The 15574-nt window shown below is 42.0% G+C and carries 13 protein-coding genes; 3 read left to right on the forward strand and 10 right to left on the reverse strand.

Annotated features, from left to right (window positions below):
• Positions 1-67 precede the first annotated feature (67 nt).
• Entirely contained in the window at positions 68-4789 is a 4722-nt protein-coding gene (locus RUMCAL_RS10550; RefSeq protein WP_021682850.1) for an SNF2-related protein, read from the reverse strand.
• Positions 4790-4836: 47 nt separating this feature from the next.
• Here RUMCAL_RS10550 and RUMCAL_RS10555 point away from each other — a divergent pair, with 47 nt between their 5' ends.
• The 3 genes from RUMCAL_RS10555 (at position 4837) to RUMCAL_RS10565 (ending at position 6821) form a co-directional block, all read left to right on the forward strand.
• Positions 4837-5067 carry a DUF6809 family protein gene (locus RUMCAL_RS10555; RefSeq protein WP_040647943.1) on the forward strand — a complete coding sequence of 77 codons (231 nt, stop codon included), beginning with the start codon at positions 4837-4839 and terminating at the stop codon, positions 5065-5067.
• A 352-nt stretch (positions 5068-5419) separates the two neighbouring features.
• A complete protein-coding gene (locus tag RUMCAL_RS14750; protein ID WP_021682853.1) occupies positions 5420-5779 on the forward strand; it encodes a helix-turn-helix domain-containing protein in 360 nt (119 codons plus the stop codon).
• Positions 5769-6821, forward strand: a complete 1053-nt coding sequence (locus RUMCAL_RS10565; RefSeq protein ID WP_021682854.1) for a DNA cytosine methyltransferase — start codon at positions 5769-5771, stop codon at positions 6819-6821. Before RUMCAL_RS14750 ends, RUMCAL_RS10565 begins: the two co-directional genes overlap by 11 nt.
• Before the next feature lie 42 nt (positions 6822-6863).
• On the opposite strand, the gene RUMCAL_RS10570 is transcribed toward RUMCAL_RS10565, so the two are convergent.
• From RUMCAL_RS10570 to RUMCAL_RS15605, 9 genes are all read right to left on the reverse strand, one after another.
• Positions 6864-7265, reverse strand: coding sequence for a hypothetical protein (locus tag RUMCAL_RS10570; RefSeq protein ID WP_021682855.1), 402 nt, complete (start codon positions 7263-7265; stop codon positions 6864-6866).
• A gap of 20 nt (positions 7266-7285) precedes the next feature.
• On the reverse strand, positions 7286-7699 hold the full coding sequence (locus RUMCAL_RS10575; RefSeq protein WP_021682856.1) for a very short patch repair endonuclease: 414 nt from the start codon (positions 7697-7699) through the stop codon (positions 7286-7288).
• Positions 7699-8673, reverse strand: coding sequence for a restriction endonuclease PLD domain-containing protein (locus tag RUMCAL_RS14755; protein WP_051343822.1), 975 nt, complete (start codon positions 8671-8673; stop codon positions 7699-7701). Before RUMCAL_RS14755 ends, RUMCAL_RS10575 begins: the two co-directional genes overlap by 1 nt.
• 1 nt (position 8674) lies before the next feature.
• Positions 8675-10537, reverse strand: a complete 1863-nt coding sequence (locus RUMCAL_RS10585; RefSeq protein WP_021682859.1) for a Z1 domain-containing protein — start codon at positions 10535-10537, stop codon at positions 8675-8677.
• 3 nt (positions 10538-10540) lie between these two features.
• Entirely contained in the window at positions 10541-11701 is a 1161-nt protein-coding gene (locus RUMCAL_RS10590) for a restriction endonuclease PLD domain-containing protein (protein WP_040647945.1), read from the reverse strand.
• Positions 11702-12120: 419 nt separating this feature from the next.
• Positions 12121-12333, reverse strand: a complete 213-nt coding sequence (locus tag RUMCAL_RS10595; RefSeq protein WP_040647946.1) for a hypothetical protein — start codon at positions 12331-12333, stop codon at positions 12121-12123.
• A gap of 134 nt (positions 12334-12467) precedes the next feature.
• Positions 12468-13061: a recombinase family protein gene (locus RUMCAL_RS10600; protein WP_021682863.1), complete on the reverse strand. Its 594-nt coding sequence runs from the start codon at positions 13059-13061 to the stop codon at positions 12468-12470.
• 15 nt (positions 13062-13076) lie between these two features.
• A complete protein-coding gene (locus RUMCAL_RS10605; RefSeq protein WP_156902522.1) occupies positions 13077-14384 on the reverse strand; it encodes a relaxase/mobilization nuclease domain-containing protein in 1308 nt (435 codons plus the stop codon).
• The gene (locus RUMCAL_RS15605) at positions 14288-15160 is read right to left on the reverse strand and encodes a MobC domain-containing protein (protein ID WP_021682865.1); all 873 of its coding nucleotides are present in this window, start codon (positions 15158-15160) and stop codon (positions 14288-14290) included. Before RUMCAL_RS15605 ends, RUMCAL_RS10605 begins: the two co-directional genes overlap by 97 nt.
• Positions 15161-15574: the final 414 nt, after the last annotated feature.

The following is a 15574-nucleotide window of genomic DNA, read 5'->3' on the forward strand; positions in this document are numbered from 1 at the left end:
TTATACCTAAAGTCATGTCATTTGTCAAGAACTTTTTGAAAAAATCGATTGAGCAATGCTGTAATTATTATTCCAGAGATTCCGCCTTTTTCTTTCCTTCTGCTTTTTCCAAAGTGGATTTTGAAATTGTTCTTGCATTTTTCTTTAATTTTGCCATTTCAAAATAAAATGTTCGTTGTGGTTTATTTCCGCTTTTTGCAGCTTCCATTGCTTCTTGATTCAAATCATCTCGAAGTGTGGTTAAACGTTCCGACTTTTCTCGAAGAATATCTCCAGATGCAAACGGTTCAGCAAGAATTTTTTCAGCTTCTTTGGCATCTAAATTCAATTGGTTTAGAGCGTTTTGAGTTGCTGCAATTTTTTGATCTAATGAAAATAACAGGCTTTCCAGATGCTTTAGATTAGTTGGGAAAGAAACGGAAAAATTTGTTGTGTATGGCTTTGAACCTTGCAATGTTGCCTGTAGGCAATTCTGATCTGGTGCAAATCGTATTGTGATTGGAAAGCCGTGTAATTCGCCGATTGGCAAAGGTTTGTTAGATTCGCCGATCAGCTTGCAGCACACGCTTTCTAATGCTTTTCCAGCTTCGGTGCGATCTGTATACGTTGTTCCATCCAGTGTTATTTTAAATGCTGGCAGATGTGTACTTTCATCAATCGGAAGACTTTTGCAATGCTCCAGATCTTTTTTCATAGCATCTATGCTGAATTCAAGCCGCTGCTTTGCTTGAGGGTAGCGTTGAAGTTTATCTTGCATATCATAGTGTACATTTTGATACTCAGACTGCATGGACTTTAATTCTTTGACTTCGGATTCAAGCACCATAAGTTCCTTGATCCGTTCGTCACCAGTGCATAGAGCCTTGATTTCACTGTAGGACAATGCTTGTTGGTCAACATCTTCGCAAGTACGAGCTGGTGTTTTAGAGGTGATAATCTGGCTGATAAATCGTTGTTTTGCCTCCAACGTCTGATAACTATAGGCATCGAATGTTCCCTTGGTAACATAGCGGTATAGGTGTACTTGTTTGTTGATATTTCCTTGCCGAACCATTCTTCCACGACGTTGCTCCAGATCAGCTGGTCGCCATGGTATATCAAGATCATGAAGTGCAACAAGGCGATCTTGTACATTTGTACCAGTTCCCATTTTGGCGGTACTACCAATCAACACTCGTACATCGCCGCATCGAACCTTTTCAAAAAGTTCTGCTTTTGCTTTTTCCGTTGGTGCATCGTGAATAAAAGCAATTTCCTTTTCTGGAATTCCTCTTTCCATAAGCTTTTTCTTAATGTCATCATAGATGCAGAAATCACCGCTTTCTTCTAAGGAATCAGATATAATTTCTTCTTCATCAGATTGGGATTTTGCTGTTTTTGCTGGCTTTCCTCTTGGAACACCTAAATCACAAAAAATGATTTGGGTAAGCTTGTCTGGTGCGGTTTCTTGGTGAATACGGTATACATTATCTATGCACTGATTTAATTTTGTTTGAGGATTATCCTCAAAATCAGGGTTAATCAAACGGGGGTCTAAACCAACTTTTCTTCCATCGCCGGTAATGCGAAGCATATTATCTACTTCCGGATCCACAGCTCCACCTTGTATATCATCAGCTCTGTCAGCCAACTCTGTAACAAGTTTTTGCTGAAGTTCTGTAGGCTCTACATTGACAATGTGCATTTCACACTCTGGAACATTTAAGTGCAGCATATCCGCTGTTTTTACATCGGCACACTGTTTAAACATACTAGTAAGTTCAGGCATATTTGCATAGCTTGCGATTCTGGTACGCTGCTTGAATTTATTTCCTGCCGGAGCAAGTTCCCAATCGGTTTTTTGCTTGCCGAAAGTCGAAACCCAGCTATCAAAATGATGTAGTCCTTTTTCCTGCAAAAAATCATACTGGAGATAACGCATCATTGTATGCAGTTCAGTGACAGAGTTTGATACAGGTGTGCCAGTTGCAAAAACAATGCCTCTGCCGCCTGTTTTTTCATCCATGTACCGACACTTTTGAAAAAGATCTAATGCTTTTTGAGATGCAGAATTTGATATACCAGCAACATTTTGAAGTTTTGTCGCACAGAATAAATTCTTAAATTCGTGGGCTTCATCGACGAAAATGCGGTCTACGCCCAGCTGTTCAAATGGAATAACATCATCTTGTTTTTTTACTTTTAGCGTTTCAATTTGTTTTTGCAATGATTTTCTGGTGCGTTCCATAGCTTTTACTTGAAAACTATCACCATTTTCATGTTTCAGTTGTTCTATGCTGGAGAGAATATCCTGAATTTGTTCTTCAAGTTGTCTTTCTTGGCGTTCTTGAGAAAGGGGAATATGTTTCAGTTGAGAGTGTCCTATTATAACTGCATCAAAATTTCCAGAGGCAATTCTTGCAAAAAGTTCTTGTCGATTCTTTTTCTCAAAATCTTTTTTGGTGGTTACGAGAATATTGGCATTGGGATAAAGCTTTAGGAAGTCGTCGCCGATTTGTCCTGTTAAATGATTTGGAACTACAAAGAGTGATTTGTTACATAAGCCCAGTCGTTTGGATTCCATTGCCGTTGCAATCATTTCAAAGGTTTTTCCAGCACCGACGCTGTGTGCAAAAAGTGTATTTCCGCCGTAAATTGCATGGGCAATTGCATTTTTTTGATGTCCGTGTAACTGAATGCCAGCATTCATGCCCGGAAATGTTAAGTGAGAACCGTCATATTCTCTCGGTCGTATTGCATTAAATTTGCGATTGTAGGTGTCTACTAGATCTGCACGTCGTTGTGGATCTTGAAAAATCCATGATTCAAAGGATTCTTCTATTTTTTGTGCTTTTCGTTGTGCTGCTCTTGTGGCATCTAAATCTAAAACGCTTTTCTTTTCTTCTCCGTATCCCACAGACTTGTAGACCTTTGTCTCACGGAGATTTAAGAGATTTTCCATGATCTCATAAGCATTTTTACTGGATGTACCGTAAGTTTGTGTAGCACTTACGGAACGGTCAGACCCTTTATTGGAAATGTGCCATTGATTTTCGGCAAATTCTATTGCAATGGATTTCTTTCCAAATAGTTTTCTCATCCACGAATCTCTCTCAGATGCCTGAAGCGATTGCGGCGTATGCAGTGTTTCGTACAGAAATTGCTGATAATATTTGGGATCCACCCATGTAGCACCGATTTTTACATCAATATCGCCTGCTTTTAGGGGCTCAGGCATTACTTCTTGCAATGCAGAAATGTTTGCTTCAAAGAGTGGATTGTTTTTTGCGGCTTCTATTGCATTATCTAACTTTTTTCGAATATCACCAGATAAATATTCAGATGCTTCTTGATAGATGATCTTCTCATCGTCAGAGCATTCTGGAACAGGATAAATGCTTTTTGCTAACGTCAGTGCTGATACAATATCTTCCTTGGGAATGTCAGTCAGCTTTTGCATATAATCAAAGTCAACACACGCTTTTTCAGCCATTGATAATGCAAGAGCTTCTTGCGGTGTATCAACGTGTTCAATTGGTTTGGGCGGCTGAATGGTGCGTTTTGTAAAGAGATCTGATTTTGCAATAAGCTTTTCTTTTTCAAATTTGCTCTCTAGTGCACAAACTAAGGGAAAGGAAACATCATCTGAAAGTTGTGATGTGTTATAGGAACTGTGAAGTAAGCCAAAGCTTTCATAGAACGTGTCATAAGACTGATTTAATTTGCCCTGTAATGCCGTTAGAACCGTGTCAGAGCAATTTTCTTCTTGTGCCTGCAAAATTCCTCTTGTAACATCTCGAAGCGTGAGAAAGGCTTCCATACGTTTCTTTTTGGAAGGAGAGTCATTTCCATTCCAGCGAATCGTCTGATTTGGCTTTTTGTAGTAGATTTCTCCGCTTTTGTCATCTGCAAAAAAGCTATAATTTCGAAGAACGGATGGGATTTCGATAGCAGCACCGTCTGCTGATTTTGCATATACTTCTTTTGTTCTTGTATCCGAAATTGCGGTTGACAATTGTGATACAGCCTGTGAGATCTGTTCTTTTAGATCAACACCATCTTCAGCTATAACCATGGTTCCGCTGCCATATAGCTTATTTCCTTCTACAACAGTTCCAAGCACCATGTTAGGATTTTCGGCAAAATATCGATTGATTGGCAGTCCTTCATCCATTTCGCCAATAGAAATCCAAATTTCTTTTTCTGGATCGGGAACTTTATGCTCGTTTTTCTGCAAAAAGATAATATCGGTTGTGACTTCTGTGCCTGCATTGCTTTTAAATGCACCATTTTTGCCACCCGGTAAGCGAATTGCTCCAATAAAGTCTGCTTTTTCCGCTAATGCCTTTCTGGTGGATTCATCACGTTTATCCAGCGTTCCAGCTGATGTTACAAATGCCACAATACCGCCGTCTTTTACTTTGTCCAGTGTTTCGGAAAAGAAATAGTCATGCAGCTTTGTTGTACCATGTTTGTCATCTTTGAAACTCAACTCTCCAAAGGGGACATTTCCCACAGCAACATCAAAGCATCCATTTTGAAAATTGTTTTTTTCAAATCCTTGTATTGCAATGTCAGCATCGGGGTAAAGTTTCTGGGCGATTCTGCCGGATATGCTGTCGATCTCGACACCATAAAGCCGAGAATTTTTTTGCATTTCTTCCGGCATACGTCCGAAGAAGTTTCCGACACCCATTGCTGGTTCCAATACATTTCCGCCTTGAAAACCGAAATTTTCAAGTGCTTCATAGATGCCATCAATTACGATAGAGCAAACAAATGGATATAAAGTCCAAATCAGCTTTATCAACTTACAGAAAATTGCTGATATAGCAATAAATGAAAGGACTTATATCTATGATCGATGCACTTTACAACTACCGCCAGGGCGATATTCACTCCACTGAGTTTTCGGACGATTTCAACAAGCTCTGCATACCGTTTGAAGATTCGCTGAGTGAGGAGCAGATTGACGTGTTTCACAAGATACTTGACTGTGTGAGTGAAACCGCCGCCGCTGAAATGCGAGCTGCCTACAAGGTCGGCTTCAAGGACGGTGCAACTATGATGCAGGAGATTCAGGACTGATACAATCACTGCATAAGGAAAGGGCTATGTCCTCCGTGACCGTGTGCGGAAGGCATAGCCCTGATTTTTCTTTTCAGATGCCTATTCAGTTTTCGTCTACAAGGTTCACTATCTTCGTGCCCTGTTTCTCAGCGTATTGTATCGTGCGGTATGCTCCGCCGCTTTTGTGCTGGATACAGCATACCACATACCACAAAGTCTGTTCGGTCAAAAGAAAAGAAATAAGGCGGTTCTTTGGAGTCGCCTTATTATTACGCTATATCAAGAAAATTTCCAATAGGCAGCTTTTTTTAAAATAGGGGTTGACAAAAAGCAGCGTGAGTGGTATAATAAATAAGTTGAGGTGAAATGTATGGCTGGAGTCGGAGATGTTATAAAAACAAACAGGGAATTATGTGGGTATTCCCGAAAAAAACTTGCTGAGTTGAGCAATATCAGCGACAGTGAGTTAATGAAAATTGAAAATGGCGATAGAAAGAATCCAAGTTGGAAAAATCTCTGCGAAATAGCCAAAGCCCTCGATATTAGCCCTATTGAATTTATGATTGAAACAGGTTATATTACGCAAAACGACTTAAATCCAGCCTATATGCTCAAAAGAGTGGATAAGTTGGAAAAGGACGATTTGCGTGATCTTCAGCTTTTTATAGATTTCCTCATTTCAAGGAAAAAAACACGATTGGAAGGATCAGGTGAGAACAATGGTTTATAGGTTAGGAGAACTGTTCTGCGGTCCAGGCGGTATTGCTTGGGGTGCGACTAATGCAGACATTGGTGATCCTGAGTATCGCATTGTTCATCAATGGGCAAATGACTATGATGCTGATACCTGCAAAACATATCGTCATAATATTTGTCCTAATGCACCTGAAACAGTTTACCACGAAGATATACGCAAGTTCGATATGTCCCAGCTTGCCCCTATTGATGCTCTCGCTTTCGGTTTTCCCTGCAATGATTATAGTGTAGTTGGTGAGCAGAAGGGTATGAATGGTGTCTATGGGCCGCTTTATTCGTATGGAGTAAAGGCACTCAAACAATTCAAGCCTATTTGGTTTTTGGCTGAAAATGTTGGCGGTCTGAAAAACGCTAATGACGGAAAGGCGTTTACTAAGATAATAGCAGAGCTTAAAGGGGCAGGCTACACAGTTGTTCCGCATTTATACAAATTTGAGGAATATGGTATCCCGCAAGCCCGTCATCGTATAATCATCGTAGGAATACGAAACGATATAGATGTTGTCTATCGTGTTCCGTCCTCTGCTCCGTATGCTAATGTGGATAATTCTTGCAGGACAGCTATCGAAGTTCCCCCTATCCCCGAAGATGCTTTCAATAACGAAAGAACTAAGCAGTCTCCGCAAGTGGTTGAACGCCTTACGCATATACTACCAGGACAAAATGCTTTTACTGCTAATTTGCCTGAACATTTAAGATTAAATATAACAGGTGCAAAAATCAGCCAGATATACAAAAGACTTGATCCCGATAAGCCGTCATATACTGTAACAGGCAGCGGAGGCGGTGGTACACATATCTACCATTGGGATGAACCAAGAGCGTTGACAAACAGAGAACGTGCAAGGCTTCAGACATTTCCTGATGAATATGAATTTATAGGAAGTAAAGAGGGCGTTAGAAAACAGATTGGTATGGCTGTTCCATGCAGAGGTGCAAAAATCATTTTTGAAGCAATACTACGGAGCTTTGCAGGTGTACCTTACGATTATATTGAACCTAATATTGAAGAATAAACTAATGGCTGTGTTCTAAAAAGCAAGAACACAGCCATTTTCTTATATTATTTCAAGATAAACCTCGGTTGGACTTGTAAAAGTAACCTTCACTTTACTGCCAGCAGATGCTCCGGCATAAGCGAACCAAGCGCCTAATCTTTTGAGATCGCCTTTAATGTCAAAATTCTTTGCATACGGATCACCAGCTTCAGTGTTTCCCTGAGCTAATAATAATTCTTCATTGATAAACCCATCGCTGGACGTTGCTATAAACTCATTATATCCAAGTCCAGTAAACGAGTTTTTTGAATTGTATATTTTATATGCAACAGCATAATTTCTGGGGATTGCAATATATCCTTCTCCTTGAATAGGTGCTCTGTTAGTAGGATTTCTGTATGTTCCCCATGCTACTTGTGAAGGTGTGAGAGAAACAATAAATGAATCACCAGTCTTAGGCATAATATATTCCTCCTAAATCATTAGTTTATTATTTTTTCGTATAATGCTCTTAGATTATCGTCAGCTGATTTCTTTTTCAGCTGGCATTCCCAAATCGTAAGCACTCGCCAGCCTTGTGCTTCAAGCTGTTCTGTATTGCTCTTGTCACGTTCAACATTGCGGTTAATTTTCTTAGTCCAGTATTCAATATTGCTTGACGGCATAACGAACCGTCCACAATCATGCTTATGCCAAAAACAACCGTTTACAAATATAATCGTCTTATATTTTCTTAGCACAATATCAGGCTTGCCAGGGAGAGTGCGAACATTTTTCCTATATCGTAAGCCTTTAGAGAACAGGTACTTTCGTACAATCTCCTCCGGCTTAGAATTGGTGCTTCTGATATGTGACATATTCATACTGCGGACTTCTTTTGAATGGTTATCCGGCATCAGCTATCACCTAAAGCCTTTTTGGGAGAAAAGTCCATATAGTAAAGCTCCTCGTCTATTTTGGCGAATACAACGTCGGTACGTCCGTAACGCTCTAAATCCTGTTTCGTAACAGGGTGTCCGTTCGGCAAATTGAGCCTGTTTCTGAAATACTCACCTAAGAGCGAATTGTTCATTGGTGTTGTCAATGCTTTATTGTTTTGTTGTTCAGCTCTAAGAATAAGCTGATGCCCGTCATCTGTCAACACTGTGAAGTGGCGGTCTGTCGGAAAGAAGTCCTGCCGTGCAATCTGTATTGGTATGCGGATATACGCTTCATTACGATTTCGTTTATCACGCTGTCCCCAATTCAAACCTGATGTTCCTGCAACTATGCCTTTATTGGTAAGCAAAGAAAGTGAAACGCTTTTAACCGTCCCACAGGATATACTGCCTATCAATTCAGCTTCATTGTCAAGAATAGGGTGGTTATTGCGAATGATAATCATATCATCAATTTCAGAATGATTGCAGTAACATGATCTGCTTTCGGCTTCTTGGTAATAATCATACGCTTCACTTGGCGAACATTCCTGCATAATCTCACGCCTTGACGAAATAAAGGCATTCTGAGTAAAGTCTGCTGATCCCACAAAGGCAAGTTCAGGGTGTTCGCCTTTAAGCCAAATATACAGATTTGAATGCTCAGGTGGATTATCTGATATATAATTACAGCTAAAAGACCTGACGCTCTTAGATGTATAAGTATTATGCAGTGAAAGAAATCCATTGTGTGCTGGAATACTAATACCATCATAAGCGGTCATTCCGACAATCACCGATATATCAATAGGTGCAGTTTTTCTTTCCTGAAGCTGTTTCATATACCATGATGACATATTTGGGGTAGCATAACTGCTCAATATCAGAAGTTTGTCCGCTCTGCAAGCGATAGGATCGAACAAGATCGGTTTTGTTATATCTCCTGTTATCATATTATTCTCCCTGTGTATCTTCTTCTAACACATCATAATACATCGTTCCATGTGGGAGCTTGATATTCGGTATCCAAAGCTTTTTGCCTTTCCAGCCTTTATTGCCCGTAACCTGATACATGGTCAAGACAGGCTTATCAGTAAACTGTCCGCCTAACTTCCAATCGTTCGGAGAAATCAAAGCGCCAGTACCCTGAGCGACATCTCTTTCACGCCTTACGATCAGAATACCTTGCCCCGCAGGAGTATCTGCGAGCATAGTATCCAGCACAGACATAAATGCAGAGAGCTTAAAATCGGGGCTTGGAATGATGTGCGACAGCACTTCCTTGATAAATCGCAGACTCACCTGATAATAAAGCTCTGTGTTGTCAAAGGCTTTCAGAAGCTCGGAAATGCTTTCAATGGTATCATTATCAGGATAGAACGGATAGTAGTTTGTTCCGCCAGATATAATCTCAACGTGTTTATTGTCAAGCACATTCTTTCGGGTAGGATTAAGACCTTCGGGATAGTAAATCTTAACATCATCTATGCCGCGCTCGATCTGAGCAATGATAGAATTGTTCGTAGAGTTTATATCAGAGAACAGTTTATAAAGATGCTCGTCAATATAAATCATCATCATGCCCGGATCACGGTCATATCCAAACATTCTGCTGTGCTGCCACATTGTATCTGCCTGCGGTTTCTTGCTTGTTCTTGTATAGTAGATAGTCTGCAATCCAGGGAATGTAACACCTCTGCCGAGTGTGTTTCCTCCGATAACGATATTGCTCCCCTGAGCATAAGCAGAGCTGTCAACCTCGTTAGTGCCGTTCATTATGTAAACATTGATTTCATCGTTCATAACAAGGCTTTCGGCTTTGCTGAATATAACATCATAAGATAACTTAGCGGATTTCTGAGGATTGAGCGATGCACTATGCTTTATAATTTCCGCCTTAAACTCAGCATTGTTGGCTTTGCACCATTCAAGCACTTTCTTTACATCTTTAGCATAGGTGTTGTGTGCTGACTGCCTTACACTTGGGTGAATAAGACCATTGCAGACCTTTCCGCCAGATGCAAGCACCTGTGCAGATACTGTAATATGACGTAAAACCGCTTCTTTAGTATCTTCCTTGACAGTTTCAAGAAATGTTATGCAATCAGGCTTCTGCGAGGACGGGAAGAAGAAATCACCGCCCAAATAGGCACTTCCAGGCTGAAAATAATAGGTGAAGTATGGGTGCCAGCCTGATGCCATTGTTTGAAGCAGGATAGCCTGCGGTGTACCTGTAACTTGAAGATACAGGCTACTTGTTGCTCCATTCTTAATAGAATTGAGATACTTGTTGATAGAAGAAAACTGATTGCCTTTGCGGTTAATAAAGGTATTTAGAGATGCGGCATCAGCCTCATCATCAATAATAAAAAGCGGATTGCCTTTCATAAATCCCGTAGTATTGAAGATGTTAGCCCATTTTCTCAATACTCTGGAGTTCTTTTTCAGAATAATGATTGCAGGCTGTATCAGGCTGTTTTCAACGAATAATCCTGTATCATCTTCTCCGCAGATACAAAAGCCCTCCAAATCGGATTTTACACGCTCCAATGTCTGCGCCTGTAAAACAACGTTATCTGTTGTAAGTATTAGAAACGCAGGAAAACCTAAATCAGCGGCTTTGCATAAGATACCAAACATCTGTCCTGTCTTGCCTGATTGAACATTTCCGAACAGAAGTCCGATCTCATGACTTGTAAACGAAAAGGTGCTGATATAGCTCTTTCCAATATCTTCTGCGGTTTTGGAGATGGATTCTGCGAGCTTCTCATTACCTCTCGCTATGATTTTGTTCAGATAGGTTTTAAGATACTGCATATATTATTCCTCGTCTTTGGAAGAAATGAACTCGACAATCCATACGTCAAGCTCATTTCCGTCCTCGTCTGCTGCTTTCTTATTTGTCTTTGTAAATGTAAGGCTGTCACACCCATAAGCTTCAAGCATTTCTTTCGTTATCATGCCTATTCTGTCCGTATCCTTTTGTGTATCGTGTACGGGTGTTACCAATCCTGCGGCAGCAATTCTGCCTTTGAGCCAATATCCTAAGATATGCTCACTTCCTACTGCGTTAAGCTGTTTGTTGTTATCACTGGTAGTATGCGCCTTGAACATAAAGCCGTCATCGGTAACGATAAAGAATGGCTCGTTTCTCTTTGGGTATCCAGGCAGGGTGTAAACACTGCTCGGAACAGTTATCTGAAATTCATACCAGTTTCTTGATTTAGGTCTTTTCGGATTTCTTGTGTCAAGAGAATAGCAGACATTGATATTGGATTGAGTATAGTGCTTTTTATCGTCCATAAATCTCTCGGAAAATGCAGGGACTTTCAAAGGAAGCGTAAATGTCAGATTGGTTTTATGTTTACTATAAAGCTCTATATCATTCTTCGGAAGCTCCTCAACGGTATCAATGCCAGTAAGAGATACATTCTGTTCTCTGATAAGCGGCATATCATCAACATCGGCAATATTGATAGAGCAGATAGGAGCTTTTATACGTTCCACAATATCTGCAAGCTCCTGTGTTTCAGAGATGTCCTCAGTGAGAGAGCACAGCTCATACTGACGGCGGTTATTAGCTTCAAGTTTGAGAACGCCTAAATTTGCAGAGCCGATAACAGCGGAAATAGGTGCATTATTCTTATAGAAGCAGTACACCTTGCCGTGATATTTCAGCGAGCGCACGATGCGTATTTCACCAATGCCCATATCCTGCCACTTCTTATTAAGCCTAACGGCAGTATGATATGTCTTTTCAGGCATACCCTCAATATAGTACATTCCAATGACAAGAACAATCTGCTTGATCTTGTTTTCACAAATTAACCTATCCAGCTCTTCAAGCGATGCAAGAGAGACATATCCGACTGCAATATCAACTCTGTCCGATTTGGCTATCTGCTGTTTGATGCTTTCATCTATGGTTTCCTGATTATCCTGTATTCCTAACGGAAGCATATTAGAATATAATACTTTCATAAAAATCCCCCAGTTTCATTTTCACAAATAGCAGTTTGAAAAAGGATTATACATTATTTATTATAACACAAATACACCATTATTTCAAGGGATTGGAGCTTCTTTTTTCGGCTATTTGTTATTATTTTAGTGATAATGGAATATTTTTTAATTGCTAATAGGTCTTAGTCTACTGGCACACTCATTTTACGTTCCGCATAAGTTGATATTATGATTATGGCGCGCACCGAAATCAGTGGATACCCTAATGGAACTGAATAACAGACAAGCCCCGAGATTTGCAGTACAAGCATTTCTCAGGGCTGTTCTTTTCAGACGGTATTCTTTTCCGCTCCGCAGGCTCGGACGGCTGTGAGGGGCATTTCTGTTCGCCAGAGGGCATAGCAAGAGCGAGCTGCCGAAACAACTCGCCCTGCTGATTATTCGTCCTCGTCACTGCATTCGTCAAGCCCGTGAAGTAGCTGAATGTAAACGCACTCTGCTCGGTCACGCTCCTCGCCCTCGGCGGTCATCATCGTTTCAAGGAAATATGCCTTTGCCTGTTCGTAGTCCGTCCAGACCTCACGCTTACCATTGTAGACAGTAGTGACCTTGCGTGATCTCGGCATAGCCAATTCGGGTATCTTTAACATAGCTGTATCCCTCCTGTGTTTTATTGTAGATACATTATATCCCATGACAAGACAGGAGTCCAGCCCTGCGGAGTAATTGTAATAATAATTGTGCAGGGCGCAGCAATATTATAAAAATCCTCGGTGCAATATGCTCATGCAGAAACAGGCTCGGTTATCCCGTTTTCCGCTTCATACTCCCTGACACGGCGGTAAAATGTATTAGCCGACAAGCCCATTCTCCGCATAAAGTCCCTGCCTGTGATGCTCTTTGACTTCCATTCCCCATAGAGCTGCCCGAACCTCGTCCAGTCGATCTCAATCGGCTTTCTGCCTGTGTACTTGCCCTGAGTCTTAGCGATTTCGATGCCCTCACGCTGTCGCTGTTTGAGCTGTTCTCTTTCAAGCTGAGAGAGTGCAGCGAACACGGTCAACATGAATTTGCCTGCAGGAGTATCGGTGTCGATATTCTCCTTATGGCTGATGAGGGTAACACCTTTTTCGGTGAGGGTGTCGATGATGTTCAGTAAGTCTTTCGTGGAGCACCCCAAACGGCTGATGCTCTCAATGTATAGGGTGTCACCCTCACGCACATAGTCAAGCATTGCCCTGAGCTGAGGGCGGTCTTTGTTAGCTCCCGAAATCTTCTCGGAGAAGATGCGGTCAACCTGATAGTCGCACATGATCTCCTGCTGTCTTGCTGTCTCCTGATGTTCCGTGGAAACACGGATATAACCTATTCTACTCATAAATTCAACCTTTCTTTATTCAAGCTGACCTTTCTTTCTCTTGGCAGCCTGTTCGTTCTGCATATATCGGGCAAGCGTTCTCTGACTGTCACGCTTCTGCTGTGCAAGCCTTGAAAGCCTGTCCGCTTCTTTCTTTAGGGCTTTACGCTCTGCGCTCATCTTGGCATAATCCTCACGGGCTTTCTTCAGCTCGTCCTGCAAGTCTTTGATTTTGGGAATGATACCGTCGGGAAACAGTTCTTTCAGCTTTTTACGGCACTCATGATACTGGTCGAGTTCGTAACGGCAGTTCTCTCCGTATTTTTTCTTCGATTTGCCCTCCAGATAAGTATAATTCTTGTAGTAGACCTTGTACTTGCGGTATTCCTCGATAGCCGGAATTTGCTTCTCTAATTCGTGGATTCGGTCGCTCAATTCAAACTGCGGTGTTGACATGACCATAAATTCAGCAAACGCCCTATGAGCTGCACTCTCCAATTCTTCAAGGGTGGAGTTGCTCGCCGTCATTTCATTCAGTGCCTTGCTCGCCACCTTCATATTCTCACGGTCTGCCCAATTCGTCAAGCCCTGAGACTGCTGAAATTTATCGGCTGTGGTGCGGATAATTCTCGCTGTTGGGCTGTGCGACATTTGATACTTGTAACTCTCGATACGCCTTCTGATCTGCTGGCTCTCGTAGAAGTAACCCAGCGTTTTGGCTCTTGTGAACTTCGCCCTCGGATTACGCTCTTTCTGCTCCGAAAGCATGAATTTCAGGTCTATTTTGTGGTCGGGATTGTAGTCAACAAGTATTCCAAAATCGGCACATTTCGCAAGGAAATCTTCAAAATCCTCGCTGACTTTGATAACTTCGTCAATGGCTCTTTTAAGCTGTTCCTTCCACGAAAGATTCTGCTTATCAAGCTCCCACTCCCAATGGCTCTTGCCCTTTGAAAAATGCGGGTTTTCGATGATAGAAAGTCCGTGTTTTCTGCATAGTTCGTCCGAAATCGTGCGGAGTTTGCTCCACGCTCGGTCGGGTATCTTTCCCTGATTATGCTCGGTTTCAAAAGTGTGTCCTGTATAGAAGTTCACATTGTTCACGATTATGTGGTTGTGGATATGTTCATGGTCGCAATGGACGGCTAAAACATACTGATACTCGTCATTGAAAAGAGCCTTGCAAAGTTCCTGCCCGATAAGCAAAGCACGTTCGGGAGTGACCTCGCTGGGTGCGAACGATTGTATTATATGCTGGCACTCGCTTCGGCTTCGCCCTGTGCCGACTGACTGCCTGATGTTCCTAAACTGTTCTGATGCTCCAGATGGAGAAGATACGCACAAGTTGCTAACAACATATTTGCCGTCTGCGGTTTTGTCTGGGTTGCAGATATAATCAATTGCACCGTATGTTCCCGTGTGGATCGTATGGATACGAGTAACCGCCAAATTTCCTCTAACCTCTCTTTCATATCGGCAATATCTTCGTCATAGAGCTTGCCGCCTTTATTGACACGGTGGGCTACCTGATTGAACGAATTGGAGATAGACGATATGTACCGTGCTATCTGCTTTATGTCCTCGGTATCTTCCTCAACATTCATCACGGTCAATGCAGAATAACGGCAAAAATCGCCCCTGCTTCTGAACGATGTTTCAGCATATCGGCGGTTGATCGCTTCAAGCTCCATATCGTTCACTCGAAATGTAATGAGGTGCTTGCGTACTTCACTTGGCTCGGTGTCCTGCGGTGGAGATTCGCCCTCGGTGGTTTCGGGCGGTTCTGTGAAGTCAACCTCTCCCGATTCTGAGACTTCCAACATTGGAACAGGCTCAGCAGCGGTGTCCTCGGCGGTATCCGTTTCGGGATTTTCGGACAGCATATCCGCCCGCATTTCGTCCGCATAAGTGTGGGCAAGTTCTTCCGCAAGTTCCTCGACCTGCTTATGCTTAAACAGCTTTGCAAGGAACCCCTTTTCGGGCTTTTTGAATATTGACATTGTGTTGTCCTCGCTTTCTCGGCGGTTCTGCCGCCGTTCTTCGATTGCTCCTGCAATCGCTTTCAGGGGTCTTAGGGGAATTTTCCCCTGACAAGCCGTATAAAGTTTACGATTTTCCATAATCGTAATACTTTATACCGTGCTTGTGCTAATTCATCGGGCGTTTCACGCCCTAGCTTGTATTTTGCCGTTCTACGGCTCATTTTCACGCTTCTGCGTGATTTGGAGCTATGCGACTTTCTCTCTGTATCGGTTACGGTTCTGCATACATTTTACTGGGCTTCGGCGCAGTTGTTATGCTGGTCGGGCGGCAGTCCTATGAAAATCCCCCTCTACTATTACTACCGAGAAATTTGCGTTTTTGGTAATGGTTTTCGCAAAAGTTTACACTTTGTTCATGGCGATTCTCCCTATCGCATAAATTCAACAGCGGATTTTTATATGATATGCGAACAGAATATGATTCGTCGCTACGGTTTCAGGTGTGTCGGCAGTTGCTTTTTCAAGCTCGATGTGGTATAATTTGTGGGTAAG

The organism is Ruminococcus callidus ATCC 27760, from assembly GCF_000468015.1.
Taxonomy (GTDB): Bacteria; Bacillota; Clostridia; order Oscillospirales; family Ruminococcaceae; genus Ruminococcus_C; species Ruminococcus_C callidus.